Origin of the sequence: Alkalibacillus salilacus (assembly GCF_030812915.1) — a bacterium.
Classification (GTDB): domain Bacteria; phylum Bacillota; class Bacilli; order Bacillales; family Alkalibacillaceae; genus Alkalibacillus; species Alkalibacillus salilacus.
Genome location: NZ_JAUSTQ010000004.1, coordinates 1 through 16,340, shown reverse-complemented (window position 1 = coordinate 16,340; position 16,340 = coordinate 1). Strand labels below are relative to the sequence as shown.

Genomic DNA, 16,340 nt, shown 5'->3' with positions numbered 1-16,340 from the left:
GAAAAATAAATCGTTCGGGTTTTATTTTGCATTATTAACTTTCGTCCCATCACCTTTATTTATTGATCATCACGTAAGAAGGAGATAACAAGTCCACCTTCACCAGCATAATTGGCAATGAGTGGACCCATTTCAACGATGTATTCTTCATCCTGATGATAACGTTCTCGAATTTGGTCCATAATTTGCTTGGCCTTTGATTCACAACGGCTTTGTGACATGACAATTGTTTTGCCTTCTAGTGACTTTGTATATTCGCCAATTTGATCCACTAAACGACGAAGTGCTTTCTTCTCGCCACGTATTTTTTCAGTGACTTCAATTTCACCTTCTTCAGAGGCGCGCATGAGTAATTTGATATTTAATGTTTTAGCAATAGCCCCGCGGAAACGATCGAGACGTCCGCCTTTAATTAAATTTTCAACCGTTCTAAGGGAAAATAGAGTCACTGTACGTTCAGCATTTTGTCGTGTTTGTTTAACAATGTCTTGAAAATCAAATTGCTTCATTTTGAGTTTGATAGCTTCATTTAACAAGAGGGCCATGCCACATGAAGCACTTGTAGTATTAACAATTTCAATTTGTCGATTTGCATCCTCTTCAAGTAATGTATCACGCCCGATAACAGCGTTTTGATAAGTGGCGCTGATATTCTTGGATAAGGATAATAATAGAATAGGAGTGTTAGGATCAACAGATTTGAAAGCTTCATAGAAATCATTCGGGCTTGGTGCAGATGTTTTAGCTAAATCATCTGTGTCTCCAAGTTTTTCGTAAAATTGTTCTGTCGTTAAATCGACGCCAGCTTTATAGACGCCATCACTGAAATGAATGTTAAGTGGAATTGTTTTGACGTTAAATTTGTCTGCGAAACCTTGTGGAAGGTCAACACCACCATCGACCATTAGTTGAAAAGACATTTTATTCACCTCTATTTAATTGCTTATTTTGTCTTTCGTTAATCACTTTGACCTTTCGTTTTTTGGATGTACTAATAATAAATAACATTAAACCAACAATGACAATGGAACCACCTAAAAATTGTGACCATGTTACCAGTTCTCCTAGAACGAAATAGGCTAAGATTGATGCGCCGACAGGTTCAAATAAAATCCCCATCGTAATTGTTGAAGCGCTGACCCATTTAATCGCCCAATTAAATAAAGTATGGCCAAAGAATGTAGGAATAATAGCTAATGCTAGAAAAACGAGCCATGTATCATTAGAATACCCTGTAAATGGTTGAGATAGTACTAGATTATACAAAATTAACGTAAAAGAGCTAATACCATAGACAATAAAAGTATAGGTCATCAGTGATAGGCGTTGGCGAACGTTTTGTCCAAATAAGAAATAACCTGTGATCGCGATAGCTCCCATTAAGGCAAGGAAATTACCGAAGAGCGCCCAACCACTAATTTGAAAATCACCCCAACTAATGATCGCGCTACCTGTGAAGGCAATCAACATGCTTAGAACTGCCCCACTAGTAAATCGTTCTTTGAAAAATAAATACGTTCCAATGAATGCGAAAATGGGTTGTGTCGTCACAAGAACTACTGAACTAGCAACAGATGTATGATTGAGTGATTCAAACCATAAGATGAAATGAAAAGCTAAAAACACACCTGCAGCGGCTGAATAAATCCAATCACGTTTGGATATATTGCGGAATTCACCGATATTTCTTAATAATACATACGGTAGCATAATAAGAACAGCTAGTAATAACCGGTAGTTGGCAGTGATTGACGATGGAGCATCAGCAAGCCGAACAAATATAGCAGAGGTGGAAACGGCCAAAACGCCGATCACAATTGCTGTATAGGGTGCAATTGTTTGTTTATTCATCGTGTCACTCCTTATCTGTGATTCATCTTAAATGCGAAAATGCCCTTTATACCGAGCAAAAAGAATAGGACCGAGTGCTAAGCCTCCGATTAAACCGAAAATGTGAGCGTAAATATTAATGCCAGGTCTAAATGTTAAGAGAACCCCAACAATGATGATCACAATAATGATTTGGCGACTATTGGCATCAATTAATTCAGGGCGCATTAGTAATAAAAATAAGTAAATACCGAACAAGCCGAAAATAGCCCCTGAGGCGCCTACGTGGGCATAAGTCATCTCTGCTAAAAATAGCGTTACGACGTTAGCCATTATGCCAACTGCGAGATATGCTAAAATGAATTTAATTCGACCGAGCATGACCTCTAATGCAGGACCAAAAATAATCAAACTAAAGGTGTTAAATAACAGATGCATGGGTTCAAAGTGTGTAAAAATTGGTGTGACAAGCCTCCAATATTGTTGGTCAAGTAAGATCGGTAAGTTTGAACCAACGATGAGTTCTCGGAAAGGCATAGATAGACTTGATATCATGAAGACAATGATATGTATTGCTACAAGGGTTGATATGACTGGGTAAAATTTAAGAAATTGCTTAAAGCTTTCTGTTCGTACGAAAAACATCCTTGTTAGCCTCGCTTTATTAAACACATTATTTTATTTAAGAATACTAATCTTTTCCCAATCTTGCAATAAGAAAGACAGGTGAACAATCATGATCCAAGGTATTGGTGTTGATTTGACTGAAACGAAACGGATTCAAAAATTAATGCAAAGACAACCTCGATTGACCGAGCGCATATTAACTGAACGAGAGCGTAATGTATTGTCTCGCTATACAAATGAAAATCGCCGATTAGAATTTATTGCTGGGCGATTTGCAGCGAAAGAGGCTTATAGTAAAGCAGCAGGTTGTGGCATTGGAAAAGACGTTTCATTCCAATCGATAGAATTACTTTCTAATGGTACTGGACGGCCTATTATTTATATCAATGGTGTTTATAGTCAACATGTCCATGTCTCAATTTCGCATAGTGATCACTATGTCATAGCTCAGGTAATTATTGAAGAGACTTCATAGCTCGTCTGCATAATCCAACTCCCTGTCTCATATAGTGTATTGCGGGTAACAAAAAGGTCCGATGTGCACATTGTCACCGCAACTGAATAGATTGCTTGTTTCTATGATACAAGCCATAAAACAATGAGACGGAGGAGTTGTTTGCATGAAAAGAAAACTAATGCTCTTTGTAACTGCGGTGGTTGCCGTAATGGTATTGACTGCCTGTGGTGAGGAGACAGTGGATGATGTCTTACAAGCATTAGACGACCAAGTAGCTGACATGACAAGTTTTACAGGAAAAGCTAGTATGACGATGTCGACTGGAGATGATACAGAACAGTATGAAGTGGACGTCATGCATAAGGCTGATGATTATTTCAAAGTGGTTATGAACAATGCTGATGATGAAAAGGGAAGTCAAGTGATTCTTAGAAATGATGAAGGTGTCTTTGTATTAACTCCTTCGATTAACAAGAGCTACAAATTTCAAAACGATTGGCCTAACCAACATAGTCAGCCGTATATGTACACATCGCTCGTTAATGACGTTTTGAATGATCGTGACCGAGAATTCCAAATGACTGATAACTACTATGTATTTAAAGTCAAAACGAACTATAAAGGTAATCAACAATTACCTTATCAGGAAGTCTATTTCCATAAGGACACGTACAAGCCCGCTTTAGTTCGCGTTCAAGATCAGAATGGCGACACAATGGTAGAAGTTGACTTCGAATCATTTGAATTCAATACAGATATTGAAGACCGTGAATTTGATACAGATGAGAATTTATCTGAAGGAGCAGTCAGTGTTCCGACAATGACTGAATTAGAAGAACAAGAAACGACGGTTTACAAGCCTAATTTTGTCCCAGAAGGTGTCGAGTTAGCGAATGAAGAAGTATTGGAGTTTGAAAATGGTGAACGTGTCATGATGTCTTATGAAGGCGAGAAGCCATTTACAGTTGTTCAAGAACAATTCGAATCCTATCCGACAAGCGTTCAAGTCCCTGTTACTGCTAGTGGTGACATGGTTGATTTAGGGTTTGCTGTCGGTCATTTAAATAATCATTCACTTGAATGGCAGTATGAAGGAAACCGCTTTGTGATCGCGAGTGATTCATTGACTGTAGATGAAATGATCCAAGTGGCTCAATCTGTTGATCAGCAAGTTGTGAAGTAGAGTGATTGACTAGACTAACCCGTCTTTAAGGCGGGTTTTTATTTTAGATAGGTTGGTGATTGACAGCCTGCAATCTAGCGGTAGATAATATCAATAACAAACATTCACGAAAAAGAAGGGTCCTAGATGATGCAATCATTTTACCGTGATACGTGGGCTGATATTGATTTAGACGCGATCCGATTTAATATGAAACAAATGAAAGAACGCTATCCATCGCCTAAAAAAGTTTACGCTGTTGTGAAGGCGAATGCTTATGGACATGGTGATGTTGAAGTAGCACAAGCGGCTTTGGAAGCGGGGGCTGATCAACTTGCGGTTGCCTTGCTCGATGAAGCGGTCCATTTACGAAAACAGTTTCCAGAAGTGCCGATTCTAATATTGGGCAGGATTCGTCCGGAACAAGCACCTGTTGCGGCAGAACACAATTTAATGGTGACAATCTTTCAATCGGAATGGGTTTTAAAAGCAGATCAATACTTGAATGAACCGTTACAAGTTCATCTTAAAATTGATACTGGGATGAACCGTCAAGGTATAAAGTCAGCTGATGAAGCGTATGCTTTATTAACAACAATGAAATCAACATCCTTAGTTTTAAAAGGGGTCTATTCTCATCTTGCAACAGCTGATGAAGACGAACGACTCTTACTAGAAACGCAAATGACACGCTTTCAGCAATATATAACAGAATTCCAAGATTACTTCACTGAGGAAGTAGAGGTTCATCTAGGTAATTCAGCAGGAGCAATGCGTTTTCCAGAATCAATGTATGACGCTGTTCGATTCGGGATTGGTATGTATGGCTTGTATCCTTCTGATCTAGTACGAGATGAAACTAAGATTCCATTAAAACCCGCATTTTCACTACAGAGCCGATTGATTCATATTAAACAAATCGAACCAAATGAAACGATTAGTTATGGAACGACCTACACCGCTCAGGAGAAAGAATGGATTGGTACGGTTCCATTGGGATATGGTGATGGCTGGATTCGCAAATTACAAGGATTTCATGTTCTAGTAAATGGCAAAAAATATCCGATTGTCGGCAGGGTCTGTATGGATCAATTTATGGTGAAGCTTGATCAACAATTTCCAGTCGACACACCAGTGGTCATTATTGGTGAACAACAAGGAAACGTCGTCACAACAGATGATGTAGCAAGGCATTTGGAAACAATCAACTATGAAATTCCATGCATGATTAACCAGCGTGTTCCAAGAGTTTATCATAATGTGAATAAGTGAAATAGCGTCAAAATCCCATTTTATTCGTAATTTCGCTTTACGAAACTTAGCGAATAATGTTATGCTATTTTTAGATTTGCTGTTCGTAAATTGTTGGGGGTGTAAGGATGTCTAATAATTCACAAGAGGTGGTTGTTGAACTGCCGATGTCTTTACTTAATGAGTGCGATGAATTAGTTGGTTCAGAGCAGGATTACTCTAATCATCAAGAACTCATTTTGCAAGCTGTTCACAGCTACGTCAAAGAAGAAAAGAAGCGACAAATCAAAGAAAAGATGCGCCGTGGTTACGTAGAAATGAAAAATATCAACTTAGATATCGCATCTGAAGCTTTCCAAGCTGAAGAGGAGGCTGAAACCACTCTTGAGCGCTTAGTGAGTGGGGTGTAAATAACTTGTACGTTAAACGAGGCGATGTCTACTACGCAGACTTGACGCCCGTAGTAGGATCTGAACAAGGCGGTGTTCGCCCGGTTCTTATTATACAAAACAATATTGGAAATCGTTTTAGTCCAACCGTTATCGTAGCAGCAATTACAGCACAAATACAAAAAGCAAAACTACCGACACACGTCGAAATTGACTCAGAAAAATACGAATTTGAACGGGATTCGGTTATTTTGCTGGAACAAATACGAACAATCGACAAACAGCGTTTAACAGATCAAATTACGACTTTAGACGAATTTTTGATGGGACAAGTCGATGACGCCTTGCAAATTAGCCTTGGACTTATGGATTTATAATTCATCATATGAACCACCTATTGTTTGCAATAGGTGGTTTTTTCGTGTGTTTGTCGGGATATCACTATTAGCTGTTTTATGTAATTAGTAGTCATGACTTTATGTATCCGTATATTAAAGATATAATGAGCACAAGTACGTAAAAGGCTCGAATTTTCAGAATAATGTAGAAATAGATATTATTTAATGGTAAATTGATTATAATAGTCTATTTATGGAGGTATTGGTCGACATGAACGTAAAAGAAGTTGTACTAGAAAATAGTGATCAGTTAATTGATCGCTGGGTTAGTCAATTGGATAATGATTCATTACAAGATTACACATCGACAATTTCTGGTGACATGGTCGAGCAAATGAATAAAGAATTTGCCGAAGTTGTGATGCAAAGCTTGAAAGAAGAGAATAACCAACTTGAAGTATTGGACCAGTTTGCAGAGAAGGTTGTTAATTTAGGTTGGCCATTTGGCTACATCGCTGAAGGACTTCAAGCATTTCGTACGGAAAGTACTAAGTTCGTTCTTGATCAGTTAGATACAGATAGTAAGGAAGAATTTGTTGAGGTAATGGAAAGCGTGAACAATTGGATTGATCCACTGAAGATTCGATTAATGAATCAGTATTCGACTAACTGGAACAATATTCTGTCGATGCAGAAATTAGCGTTAGAAGAATTGTCAGCACCACTTATTCCTGTGATGGACGAGATTACGGTCATGCCGTTAGTAGGTACGATTGATACAGATCGTGCGAAATTAATCATGGAAAACTTACTAAACGGTGTCGTGAAAAATCGCACAGACGTTGTATTAATTGATATTACTGGAGTGCCAGTAGTCGATACGATGGTTGCGCACCATATTATACAAGCAGCTGAAGCAGTAAGATTGCTTGGAGCAACATGTATTTTAGTCGGCATTCGTCCAGAAATTGCTCAGACAATCGTTAACCTAGGTATCGATTTAAGTCAATTCCCAACGAAAAGTTCACTTAAGAAAGGATTCGAAACAGCTCTTCAAATGACAGAGCAACAAATCGTCTCAAAGGATTCTAGATCAGAAGATATCGAAGAAATATTAGATTCAGTCGGGAAGGAGTAATTGAGTTGCGTGTACCTATTCTGAAACTCCATAATTATTTATTGGTATCGATTCAAATCGAATTAGATGACCAAACTGCAATGAAATTTCAAGAAGATCTATTAGGTAAAATACATGATACTGGTGCAACAGGTGTTGTTATCGACTTAACGTCAGTTGAAGTTGTTGACTCATTTATTGCGAAAGTGTTTGGCGATGTCGTATCCATGGCTGATTTAATGGGTGCTAAAGTGGTATTTACAGGTGTCCAACCAGCGGTGTCAATGACATTAATTGAACTAGGCATATATTTAAAGGAGGTACCGACTGCACTTGATCTAGAGCAGGGTATTATTAAGTTAAGACAAGAATTGGAGGAGAAGTGATGAAGGGAACTCTATCCTCTGTTGTTATTAAGCAAGAATGGGATATTGTCGGTGCAAGACAAGCAGGTAGACAAGTGTCGCAAGATTTGGGATTTGGTTCGGTTGACCAAGCCCGAATTGCGACAGCTATCTCAGAATTAGCGCGTAATATTTACTTGTACACCGAAGAAGGTGAGATTACATTTGAACAAGTGCGTGATATCCCTAAAGTTGGTTTAAAAATTATAGCACAAGATCAAGGCCCTGGTATAAAGGACTTAAGTGCCGTTATGAAAGACGGTTACTCAACATCGGGCGGCTTAGGCGCTGGATTACCTGGCGTTAAGCGTTTGATGGACCATTTTGATTTGGAATCTGATGAAAATGGAACCAAGGTGACCGCGATTAAGTGGGCTCGGTAGGAGGGGTAAGCTGTGAGCTCAATTGAATCAGATATGCAGAATTATAAAGAGTTATTATCGCAATACTTACAAACACGTAATGAAGCCATTTTATATCAAGCAGAACAATTCAGTAAACAATCGATTCAACAAAATATATCACCAGACGAAATCGTTAACGTACACTATGAGGCTTTAGAGGAAGTCATGCCTGATATGGGTGAACGTGTGCGTGATTCATTCCAGTTCTTAATAGAAACAATGATTGCTTATGGTTTAGCTTACCAAGAACACCAAGTTCTTAGAGAAAAACAAATCGAATTGCGTTCGGAAATTGGTGTAGCGGCTAATATGCAAGAAACATTGTTGAAAACTACTATACCATCCGATGAAAAAGTAGACATCGGTGTTAAATCAGTGCCAGCAAAAGAGATGAACGGCGATTATCATCATTTTATTAAAGATGAAGATGGAAATATCGGAATTGCAATTGCAGATGTGATTGGAAAAGGCGTTCCAGCAGCTTTTTGCATGTCGATGATTAAGTTCGCGATGGAAAGTTTTTCTGAGAACGAAATTAACCCACAACGTATATTAGATTCATTGAACCGAGTAGTTGGACGTAACGTAGAAGAGGGTATGTTCGTTACTATGTTTTATGGATTTTACGATACAACTGATCATCAATTCTATTATGCTTCTGCAGGTCATGAACCTTGTTATATATTAAGGTATGATACAGGTAAATTTGAGGAAATTGATGCAAAAGGTCTCTTGCTGGGCGTGAGTAATGACGTTTCATATGAAGAACGGCAAGTCGATATCCGTTCAGGCGACTTAATCATATTGCTCACAGATGGGGTGACCGAATGTCGTGTGGATGATCGCTTTATTGAACAAGAGGAAGTTTTAGATATTATTAATCAGTACGCACACTTAGACGCTCAAGGTATTGTAGAAGGTGTGTTTCAGTATTTTGAACGTTTACAAGATTTTCAACTACGTGATGATTTCACTCTCCTTGTCATGAAAAGAAAAGACTAGTATGTTTGAAAATAACTCAAACGGGTATAACGATTTTTAGGGAATAAGAATGGGGGATTTAAGATGAATTTACATATCGATGATCATCTTGAACAAGATGTAGGTGTTTTAAAACTATCTGGTGAAATTGATGCTTATACTGCTCCTCAACTGAAGGAGAAGTTATTAAGTTTAGTGGAAGAAAAACCAAATGTTGAAGTAGATTTACTTAAAGTCAGCTACATGGATAGTACAGGGTTAGGTGTCTTTATTAGTGCGCTGAAATTATCGAAAGAAAAAGGTCATGAATTTAAGCTAGTGAATTTACAAGAAAATGTCTATCGCTTATTTAATATTACGGGCTTAAATGAAGTGATCAATATTGAAAATACAGTTGAGGGTGAAATATCATGAAGCAAGCTTTCGATTTTGTAGAGATGAAAGTGCCGGCTAAATCAGAATTCGTTGGTGTTTTAAGGCTTACAATCTCTGGTCTTGCTAATCGCATGGGTTTTTCTTATGAAGAAATAGAGGATTTGAAAGTAGCAACATCTGAAGCGATTACGAACGCGGTAAACCATGCTTATTATGATGAAGACACAGGCGAAGTAACCATTGGGTTCGGTATGTATGATGATCGTATCGAAATCATGATTGCCGATCGCGGTGGTAGTTTTGATTTGAAAGAAATTCGCGAACAAATTGGCCCATATAATGATGGAGAAAGTTCAGTAGAAGAAATGCGAGAAGGAGGTTTCGGTCTTTTCTTAATTGATGCCCTAATGGATAAAGTCGAAATTAACAATAATCATGGTGTTATTGTCATCATGACGAAGTTCTTGTATGAAAATGAGGTGGGGCAGAATGGCGACCAAATCTCAACAACACAATAATGAGGAAGATATCTACGAACTCATTACGTACTTGCATAACCATCCAGAAGATGAAGAAATCCAAGAACGGATCATATACCAATATGAGAACTTGGTGCACTCTCTAGCAAAAAAGTACTCTAAGAACAGTGAAATCCATGAAGACCTAGTGCAGGTCGGAATGCTGGGTTTGATGGCTGCAATCAGACGATACGATGGATCCTACGGTAAATCGTTTGAATCTTTTGCTGTTCCCACAATTATTGGTGAAATCAAACGATTCATTCGGGACAAGACTTGGAGTGTTCATGTTCCAAGACGGATTAAAGAGCTAGGTCCGAAAATCAAGTCAGCTGTTGAAGAATTGACAACTGACAATCAAGAGTCTCCGTCGGTGAAAGAGATTGCTGACTATTTAAACGCTAGTGAAGAAGAAGTGCTAGAAACCATGGAAATGAGCAAAAGTTACAATGCGCTATCAACTGACAGACAAATTGAAGCTGATGCGGATGGTAGTACGGTGACGATATTGGATTTAGTAGGGCAGCAAGAAGAAGGTTATGATCAAATCGACCACAAATTATTGATTGAAAAAATGTTACCATTATTGAGTGACCGTGAACGTGAAATCCTTGAATGTACGTACTTTGAGAATCTAAGCCAAAAAGAAACCGGAGAACGATTAGGCTTATCGCAGATGCACGTATCGCGCTTACAAAGACGTGCTTTAAGGAAATTAAGAGAGTCAATGAGTGAGGAAGACTTGGAGGTTTTATTTTGATCGAAAAGCGAGACCGTATGGAGGTTGCGACTTTTCAAAAACCGAAGAAAGGTAACTATCACTCAGGTGACTCTTTTTTTTATTATGAAACAGAAGATGGCTTTTTCTGTGCGTTGTCAGATGGGTTAGGTAGTGGTGAAATTGCAAAGAAATCAGCAGATGCTGTGATCGAAGTCATTAAGCATCATTATGATGAACCCTTAGAACAGATTATAGAGAAGGCGAATACCGTTTTATTTGGTCAAGAATTACGTGGTTGTGTTTTAGGGCTGTTGAAAATTGACTACGACGAAAATACGTTCTCTTACGCTTTAGTCGGGAATATTAGTGTGATTATGGTGAATTCTGACGGCAAGAAACAGCGAAACATTCCAGTTCCTGGTTATCTATCAGGTGTGAATGCACCAGTTAATGTTCATACCAAATCACTTGAACCAGGTGCGATATTCTTTATGTTTTCAGATGGTGTTAACGAACAACAATTAACAAAGGAATTCTACAGTCAGAATTCAATGGATTTAACAGTGGAATGGTTTAACTTACAACAAGATGAGTATATGGAAGATGATACAACACTAATCGCCATGAAGTATCTTGGTTAAGAAGAGGTAGCAGAGTGCTGCCTCTTTTTTGTATTAGTCTCTCTTAAATCTTAATGTTGATTAGATATACTAAGGTAAATGCTTAGTTGTTGTATTGTGATAAGCGAAGGTGGCGACTCCTACGGGAACAGCACGTGTCTCGAGACCCCAGGCCACGCTTTTCGGCCGAGGGATGCACCTGCGTCTTCTAGTAACGCTTCGAAGCATGCTTCCTCGGTGCAAGTTGCAAGGTAGCTTATTCGGTGATGTCGCCTGGCTCGAGCCGTGCCCGTGGAAAGCGTCCACCGATAGCGATTCACAATAACAACAACGGACTTTAACAAAACCTTGTATTATAGGCCTATATGTGATGTGTGGTGATTTTTGTTATACTTTAAAAGAATTATGATTTGAGGAGGAAGACGAACGTGACAGAAGTCCAAACACAATTAATTGATGTTGTTTCAAAACAAGTAAAATTAGATCAAACGATTGTTCAAACCGTTGTTCAACTATTATCAGACGGCAATACGGTCCCGTTTATCGCCCGTTACCGTAAAGAACAAACTAAAGGATTAGATGAAACTGAAATCCAGGCTATTCAAGAAACTTACGATTACCAAGAACAATTACACGAAAGAAAAGAAGAAGTCATTCGTTTAATAGACGAACAAGGAAAGCTGACTGACGAATTAAAACAGGATATTATGAAAGCAACCAAACTGCAGCGAGTGGAAGATTTATATCGTCCTTATAAGCAAAAACGACGGACTCGCGCGACGATTGCTAAGGAAAAAGGCCTCGAACCACTGGCTTTAAAAGTGTGGGCACAACAAGGTATGAATGTACGCCAGGAAGCAGAAAGTTTTCTTTCTGAAGAAAATGAGTTGCCTGATGTAAATGCCGTCATTCAAGGTGTTAATGACATTATAGCTGAGTGGATTTCGGATGAACCAGCATTCCGCGATGATATTCGTGCATTTACATACCATCACGGGTTACTTCAAACTGAGCTTAAGAAGAATGCTGAAGACGAACAAGAAATTTATCAAATGTATTACGAATATGAAGAACCTATTCGTAAAATCGTGCCTCACCGCGTGTTGGCGGTGAATCGTGGCGAAAAAGAAAAAGTCCTAAAAGTATCAATTGAGCCACCAGCAGATAAAGTACTGGATTATCTGGGGCGAGCGGTTATTCGTAATCAAGATACAGAAGAGGCACAACTCATTGACGAAGCGATTCAAGATAGTTATAAACGTTTAATTCAACCATCGATTGAACGCGATATTCGCACGTCTTTAACCGACGATGCTGAAGAGCATGCTATTGATATTTTTGCGAAGAACTTGCGCAACTTACTCCTGCAACCACCGTTGAAAGGTAAAACAATTCTTGGCGTTGACCCAGCTTATCGGACAGGTTGCAAGTTGTCAGTCGTCGATGATACAGGACAAATGCAAGAAGTGGATGTCATGTATCCTACAGCACCTAAGAAAGATGTAGAAGGTGCCGAGAAGAAAGTGTTGCAGTTTTTAAATAAATATCCGATTGAATTAATTGCGATTGGGAATGGAACAGCTTCACGTGAGACAGAACAGTTTATTGCTGATGTGATTCAGAAGCATAATCTAGATGTCGCTTATTTAATTGTAAATGAAGCGGGCGCGAGTGTTTATTCTGCATCAAAATTAGCTCGGGAAGAGTTTCCTGACTTACAAGTTGAAGAACGTTCTGCCGTATCCATTGCACGACGTGTACAGGATCCGTTAAGCGAGCTTGTTAAAATTGATCCCAAATCGATCGGTGTAGGACAGTATCAACACGACGTTAGTCAGAAGAAGTTGGCAAACTCCTTGCAATTTGTTGTTGAAACAGCAGTAAACCAAGTAGGTGTTAACGTTAATACAGCGTCATCTTCCTTGCTTCAATATATTTCAGGCTTAAATAAAACGGTTGCTAATAATATTGTTGCTTATCGTGAAGAAAACGGACGTTTTTCAGATCGCAAACAAATCAAGAGAGTTCCGCGTCTGGGTGATAAAACATATGAACAAGCGATTGGTTTCTTAAGAATTTTGGACGGTAATCAGCCGCTTGACCGCACATCCATTCACCCTGAAAGCTATGATGTGACAAAACAACTATTAACTAATATTGATATGACGGTAGAAGCGATTGGAACAGAAGAGATTCGTCAAACATTAGGCGAGAAGTCATTGGAACAATTAGGTGAAGGGCTGGATGTCGGTCGTTTAACACTACAAGATATTGTAGAAGATTTGAAGAAGCCAAACCGCGACCCACGTGATGAACTGCCAAAACCTTTATTGAAAACGAATGTTTTATCCATGGAAGACTTAGAACAAGGAATGGAATTGCAAGGAACAGTTCGGAATGTTGTGGATTTCGGTGCATTTGTAGATATTGGCGTGAAACAAGATGGATTAGTACATGTATCAAAACTATCCAATCAGTTTGTCCGTAATCCGTTAGATGTGGTAGCGGTCGGTGATATCGTCACTGTATGGATTGAAGAAGTCGATGAGAAACGTCAACGTATTGCATTGACAATGATTCCAATGACAAGTTAATTTGAGTGGACCTGCGAACATGAGGATGTTCGCAGGTTTATTCTATATCGAGTTTGTAATAGTACCAACATTGATTGAGTGTCACTACTTGCCGTTTATTTTTATTGGCGAAAGCACGTTGTAATTGTAGTTGTAACCAATTAGGCATAAACATCACCTACAATCGTTTTTATCATATTGTATGTAAGTCATATCAAAATGCTAATTTAAGAAAAGAGTGATTTTCATTGGACGAACATAGATTGCAACAGTTAGCAGTTGATTTATCTAAGCGCTATTTTCAAAAACCATTCAAAGACCACATTATCTTTAACAGACGACTCCGAACGACAGGTGGACGTTATGTTCCTAAGACTCGTACAATCGAAATTAATCCCAAGTACTTAGAGGAGCTAGGGGAAGATGCATTGATTGGTATTATTAAACATGAGCTGTGCCATTATCACCTACATATTGAAGGCAAACCATTTCATCATCGTAGTCACGAATTCCGTGAGCTAATGAAACAAACAGATTCGCCGCGCTTTTGTGAGCAGCTTCCATCAGAAGTGAGTAAGAGAAGACTAGAGTATAAATGTACAAATTGTTCTTTGATCTTTAAACGTAAGAGACGTGTTAACACACAACAATATCGTTGTGGTAAGTGTGGAGGTCGAATAAAACAATTGGCTTCGGGTGATTGACAAACATTAAATTTAGATGGTACATTATGAAAGCTGTCAAAAGAACAGAGTGAAAGTTCACTTGAAAATATACTATTTTCTATTTAACTAATTGACAGGAAAATAAAGATGTTATATGATACTAAATGTCGCTGAAAAACGTCAGCGTTTTACACCATGAAATAGCAACATTGAAAACGAAATAAAATGTAAAAAAACACTTTACATGGATGGCGAAACAATTTATAATAATTTCTGCATTGAGCCAATTCACACTTTGAAAACATTCCAGCGTAGCTCAGAGGTAGAGCAATCGGCTGTTAACCGATTGGTCGCAGGTTCGAATCCTGCCGCTGGAGCCATGGAGAAGTACCCAAGTGGCTGAAGGGACACCCCTGCTAAGGGTGCAGGTCGCGTAAGCGGCGCGAGGGTTCAAATCCCTCCTTCTCCGCCATTTTATTTAATGGCCCGTTGGTCAAGTGGTTAAGACACTGCCCTTTCACGGCAGTAACACGGGTTCGAATCCCGTACGGGTCACTTGGTCCGGTAGTTCAGTTGGTTAGAATGCCTGCCTGTCACGCAGGAGGTCGCGGGTTCGAGTCCCGTCCGGACCGCCATTTTTATTAAGTTGGGCCATGGCCAAGCGGTAAGGCAACGGCTTTTGGTGCCGTCATGCGTAGGTTCGAATCCTACTGGCCCAGCCAATATTTCTCACAATTCAATAGATGAAATTAAGTCTTTTTTTATGTCTTTTAATCAATAGATTAATTTTATAGAATAAAGGTAGCGTCATTCTAAGAGGGTCTATTGAACTTTCTAAGCTCATCACTCGCGGCCGTGGCGGAACGGCAGACGCGCTAGGTTGAGGGCCTAGTGGGGTTTTCCCCGTGGAGGTTCAAATCCTCTCGGCCGCACCATTCAACAAACTTAATTTTACTCTTGCAATCATTAGTTATATTTGATATTATAGTGGTTGTCGCAATAAGCGCCCGTAGCTCAATTGGATAGAGCGTTTGACTACGGATCAAGAGGCTAGGGGTTCGACTCCTCTCGGGCGCACCATTTATCGACAATAGATTATGCGGGTGTAGTTTAATGGTAAAACCTCAGCCTTCCAAGCTGATGTTGTGGGTTCGATTCCCATCACCCGCTCCATATATGGGCCTGTAGCTCAGTTCGGTTAGAGCGCACGCCTGATAAGCGTGAGGTCGGTGGTTCAAGTCCACTCAGGCCCACCATATAAATACATCGAACCTTGAAAACTAAACAAAATAGCCTGTCGTCAATTCGTTTTTCTTCTTATGTCTTAATAGGAAGAAAGCGGAGACGAAATTAAAGAAACAATAAGCCAAATCAAACACTTTAAATGGAGAGTTTGATCCTGGCTCAGGACGAACGCTGGCGGCGTGCCTAATACATGCAAGTCGAGCGCGGGAAGCGAGCTGAAGCCCTTCGGGGTGGACGCTCGTGGAACGAGCGGCGGACGGGTGAGTAACACGTGGGCAACCTACCTGTGAGACGGGGATAACTCCGGGAAACCGGGGCTAATACCGGATAACGCATCGAACCGCATGGTTCGATGATCAAAGATGGCTTCTTGCTATCACTCACAGATGGGCCCGCGGCGCATTAGTTAGTTGGTGAGGTAACGGCTCACCAAGGCGACGATGCGTAGCCGACCTGAGAGGGTGATCGGCCACACTGGGACTGAGACACGGCCCAGACTCCTACGGGAGGCAGCAGTAGGGAATCATCCGCAATGGACGCAAGTCTGACGGTGCAACGCCGCGTGAGCGATGAAGGTCTTCGGATCGTAAAGCTCTGTTGTGAGGGAAGAACAAGTGCCGTTCGAATAGGGCGGCACCTTGACGGTACCTCACCAGAAAGCCC

The 16,340-nt window shown here is 39.8% G+C and carries 19 protein-coding genes, 9 tRNA genes and 1 rRNA gene; 25 read left to right on the top strand and 4 right to left on the bottom strand.

Annotated features, from left to right (window positions below; all coding sequences use genetic code 11):
• Positions 1 to 59: 59 nt before the first annotated feature.
• Genes J2S77_RS05930 through J2S77_RS05920 form a run of 3 tightly spaced genes read right to left on the bottom strand, consistent with a single transcriptional unit; the run spans position 60 to position 2,475 of the window.
• Positions 60 to 920 carry a DegV family protein gene (locus J2S77_RS05930; RefSeq protein ID WP_306975543.1) on the bottom strand — a complete coding sequence of 287 codons (861 nt, stop codon included), beginning with the start codon at positions 918 to 920 and terminating at the stop codon, positions 60 to 62.
• Between the two features lies 1 nt (position 921).
• Positions 922 to 1,851: a DMT family transporter gene (locus J2S77_RS05925; RefSeq protein ID WP_306975542.1), complete on the bottom strand. Its 930-nt coding sequence runs from the start codon at positions 1,849 to 1,851 to the stop codon at positions 922 to 924.
• A 27-nt stretch (positions 1,852 to 1,878) separates the two neighbouring features.
• Positions 1,879 to 2,475 (bottom strand): rhomboid family intramembrane serine protease, encoded by a 597-nt coding sequence (locus J2S77_RS05920; protein WP_306975541.1) that lies wholly within the window; start codon positions 2,473 to 2,475, stop codon positions 1,879 to 1,881.
• 91 nt (positions 2,476 to 2,566) lie between these two features.
• On the opposite strand from J2S77_RS05920, the gene acpS reads away from it, so the two are divergent.
• The 14 genes from acpS to J2S77_RS05850 all read left to right on the top strand — a co-directional run bounded on the left by acpS (position 2,567) and on the right by J2S77_RS05850 (position 13,788).
• Positions 2,567 to 2,932, top strand: a complete 366-nt coding sequence (gene acpS, locus J2S77_RS05915) for a holo-ACP synthase (protein WP_306975538.1) — start codon at positions 2,567 to 2,569, stop codon at positions 2,930 to 2,932.
• Between the two features lie 145 nt (positions 2,933 to 3,077).
• Entirely contained in the window at positions 3,078 to 4,097 is a 1,020-nt protein-coding gene (locus J2S77_RS05910; protein WP_306975537.1) for a LolA family protein, read from the top strand.
• 126 nt (positions 4,098 to 4,223) lie between these two features.
• Positions 4,224 to 5,348, top strand: a complete 1,125-nt coding sequence (gene alr, locus J2S77_RS05905; RefSeq protein ID WP_306975535.1) for an alanine racemase — start codon at positions 4,224 to 4,226, stop codon at positions 5,346 to 5,348.
• A gap of 107 nt (positions 5,349 to 5,455) precedes the next feature.
• Positions 5,456 to 5,737, top strand: a complete 282-nt coding sequence (locus J2S77_RS05900; protein ID WP_306975534.1) for an antitoxin — start codon at positions 5,456 to 5,458, stop codon at positions 5,735 to 5,737.
• A gap of 5 nt (positions 5,738 to 5,742) precedes the next feature.
• Positions 5,743 to 6,093: a type II toxin-antitoxin system PemK/MazF family toxin gene (locus J2S77_RS05895; RefSeq protein ID WP_167262055.1), complete on the top strand. Its 351-nt coding sequence runs from the start codon at positions 5,743 to 5,745 to the stop codon at positions 6,091 to 6,093.
• Between the two features lie 232 nt (positions 6,094 to 6,325).
• Positions 6,326 to 7,192 (top strand): RsbT co-antagonist protein RsbRA, encoded by an 867-nt coding sequence (rsbRA, locus tag J2S77_RS05890; RefSeq protein WP_306975531.1) that lies wholly within the window; start codon positions 6,326 to 6,328, stop codon positions 7,190 to 7,192.
• A 5-nt stretch (positions 7,193 to 7,197) separates the two neighbouring features.
• Positions 7,198 to 7,557 carry an STAS domain-containing protein gene (locus J2S77_RS05885; protein ID WP_306975530.1) on the top strand — a complete coding sequence of 120 codons (360 nt, stop codon included), beginning with the start codon at positions 7,198 to 7,200 and terminating at the stop codon, positions 7,555 to 7,557.
• Positions 7,557 to 7,958, top strand: coding sequence for an anti-sigma regulatory factor (locus J2S77_RS05880; protein WP_306975528.1), 402 nt, complete (start codon positions 7,557 to 7,559; stop codon positions 7,956 to 7,958). Before J2S77_RS05885 ends, J2S77_RS05880 begins: the two co-directional genes overlap by 1 nt.
• 12 nt (positions 7,959 to 7,970) lie before the next feature.
• A complete protein-coding gene (locus J2S77_RS05875; RefSeq protein WP_306975526.1) occupies positions 7,971 to 8,981 on the top strand; it encodes a PP2C family protein-serine/threonine phosphatase in 1,011 nt (336 codons plus the stop codon).
• A 63-nt stretch (positions 8,982 to 9,044) separates the two neighbouring features.
• Positions 9,045 to 9,374: an STAS domain-containing protein gene (locus tag J2S77_RS05870; RefSeq protein WP_306975524.1), complete on the top strand. Its 330-nt coding sequence runs from the start codon at positions 9,045 to 9,047 to the stop codon at positions 9,372 to 9,374.
• Positions 9,371 to 9,853 (top strand): anti-sigma B factor RsbW, encoded by a 483-nt coding sequence (gene rsbW / locus J2S77_RS05865; RefSeq protein WP_306975522.1) that lies wholly within the window; start codon positions 9,371 to 9,373, stop codon positions 9,851 to 9,853. Before J2S77_RS05870 ends, rsbW begins: the two co-directional genes overlap by 4 nt.
• Positions 9,825 to 10,613 (top strand): RNA polymerase sigma factor SigB, encoded by a 789-nt coding sequence (gene sigB / locus J2S77_RS05860; protein ID WP_306975521.1) that lies wholly within the window; start codon positions 9,825 to 9,827, stop codon positions 10,611 to 10,613. The genes rsbW and sigB overlap by 29 nt, the downstream gene beginning before the upstream one ends.
• The gene (locus J2S77_RS05855; RefSeq protein WP_306975519.1) at positions 10,610 to 11,215 is read left to right on the top strand and encodes a PP2C family serine/threonine-protein phosphatase; all 606 of its coding nucleotides are present in this window, start codon (positions 10,610 to 10,612) and stop codon (positions 11,213 to 11,215) included. Before sigB ends, J2S77_RS05855 begins: the two co-directional genes overlap by 4 nt.
• Positions 11,216 to 11,622: 407 nt before the next feature.
• Complete coding sequence (locus tag J2S77_RS05850) at positions 11,623 to 13,788, top strand: Tex family protein (RefSeq protein WP_306975518.1); 2,166 nt, start codon at positions 11,623 to 11,625, stop codon at positions 13,786 to 13,788.
• Between the two features lie 37 nt (positions 13,789 to 13,825).
• Here the strand turns inward: J2S77_RS05850 and cmpA are convergent, their stop codons facing one another.
• Positions 13,826 to 13,936, bottom strand: a complete 111-nt coding sequence (cmpA, locus tag J2S77_RS05845) for a cortex morphogenetic protein CmpA (protein WP_306975517.1) — start codon at positions 13,934 to 13,936, stop codon at positions 13,826 to 13,828.
• A gap of 79 nt (positions 13,937 to 14,015) precedes the next feature.
• Here cmpA and J2S77_RS05840 point away from each other — a divergent pair, with 79 nt between their 5' ends.
• From J2S77_RS05840 to J2S77_RS05790, 11 genes are all read left to right on the top strand, one after another.
• Complete coding sequence (locus tag J2S77_RS05840) at positions 14,016 to 14,471, top strand: SprT family protein (protein WP_306975516.1); 456 nt, start codon at positions 14,016 to 14,018, stop codon at positions 14,469 to 14,471.
• Between the two features lie 266 nt (positions 14,472 to 14,737).
• Positions 14,738 to 14,812 (top strand) — tRNA-Asn (locus tag J2S77_RS05835).
• 1 nt (position 14,813) lies between these two features.
• A tRNA-Ser gene (locus J2S77_RS05830) sits at positions 14,814 to 14,904 on the top strand.
• 11 nt (positions 14,905 to 14,915) lie between these two features.
• Positions 14,916 to 14,987, top strand: a tRNA-Glu gene (locus J2S77_RS05825).
• Between the two features lie 3 nt (positions 14,988 to 14,990).
• Positions 14,991 to 15,067 (top strand) — tRNA-Asp (locus J2S77_RS05820).
• A 12-nt stretch (positions 15,068 to 15,079) separates the two neighbouring features.
• Positions 15,080 to 15,154: transfer RNA gene (locus J2S77_RS05815), tRNA-Gln, on the top strand.
• Between the two features lie 127 nt (positions 15,155 to 15,281).
• Positions 15,282 to 15,367 (top strand) — tRNA-Leu (locus J2S77_RS05810).
• Between the two features lie 68 nt (positions 15,368 to 15,435).
• A tRNA-Arg gene (locus J2S77_RS05805) sits at positions 15,436 to 15,512 on the top strand.
• 19 nt (positions 15,513 to 15,531) lie between these two features.
• Positions 15,532 to 15,605 (top strand) — tRNA-Gly (locus J2S77_RS05800).
• Between the two features lie 5 nt (positions 15,606 to 15,610).
• Positions 15,611 to 15,688, top strand: a tRNA-Ile gene (locus J2S77_RS05795).
• Positions 15,689 to 15,813: 125 nt separating this feature from the next.
• A 16S ribosomal RNA gene (locus J2S77_RS05790) occupies positions 15,814 to 16,340 on the top strand; the annotation flags it as partial.

Excerpts from the sequence above, each read along its gene's own strand:
- J2S77_RS05930 (WP_306975543.1), bottom strand. The coding sequence starts at position 920 with ATGTCTTTTCAACTAATGGTCGATGGTGGTGTTGACCTTCCACAAGGT.
- J2S77_RS05925 (WP_306975542.1), bottom strand. The coding sequence starts at position 1,851 with ATGAATAAACAAACAATTGCACCCTATACAGCAATTGTGATCGGCGTT.
- J2S77_RS05920 (WP_306975541.1), bottom strand. The coding sequence starts at position 2,475 with ATGTTTTTCGTACGAACAGAAAGCTTTAAGCAATTTCTTAAATTTTAC.
- acpS (WP_306975538.1), top strand. The coding sequence starts at position 2,567 with ATGATCCAAGGTATTGGTGTTGATTTGACTGAAACGAAACGGATTCAA.
- J2S77_RS05910 (WP_306975537.1), top strand. The coding sequence starts at position 3,078 with ATGAAAAGAAAACTAATGCTCTTTGTAACTGCGGTGGTTGCCGTAATG.
- alr (WP_306975535.1), top strand. The coding sequence starts at position 4,224 with ATGATGCAATCATTTTACCGTGATACGTGGGCTGATATTGATTTAGAC.
- J2S77_RS05900 (WP_306975534.1), top strand. The coding sequence starts at position 5,456 with ATGTCTAATAATTCACAAGAGGTGGTTGTTGAACTGCCGATGTCTTTA.
- rsbRA (WP_306975531.1), top strand. The coding sequence starts at position 6,326 with ATGAACGTAAAAGAAGTTGTACTAGAAAATAGTGATCAGTTAATTGAT.
- J2S77_RS05880 (WP_306975528.1), top strand. The coding sequence starts at position 7,557 with ATGAAGGGAACTCTATCCTCTGTTGTTATTAAGCAAGAATGGGATATT.
- J2S77_RS05870 (WP_306975524.1), top strand. The coding sequence starts at position 9,045 with ATGAATTTACATATCGATGATCATCTTGAACAAGATGTAGGTGTTTTA.
- rsbW (WP_306975522.1), top strand. The coding sequence starts at position 9,371 with ATGAAGCAAGCTTTCGATTTTGTAGAGATGAAAGTGCCGGCTAAATCA.
- sigB (WP_306975521.1), top strand. The coding sequence starts at position 9,825 with ATGGCGACCAAATCTCAACAACACAATAATGAGGAAGATATCTACGAA.
- cmpA (WP_306975517.1), bottom strand. The coding sequence starts at position 13,936 with ATGCCTAATTGGTTACAACTACAATTACAACGTGCTTTCGCCAATAAA.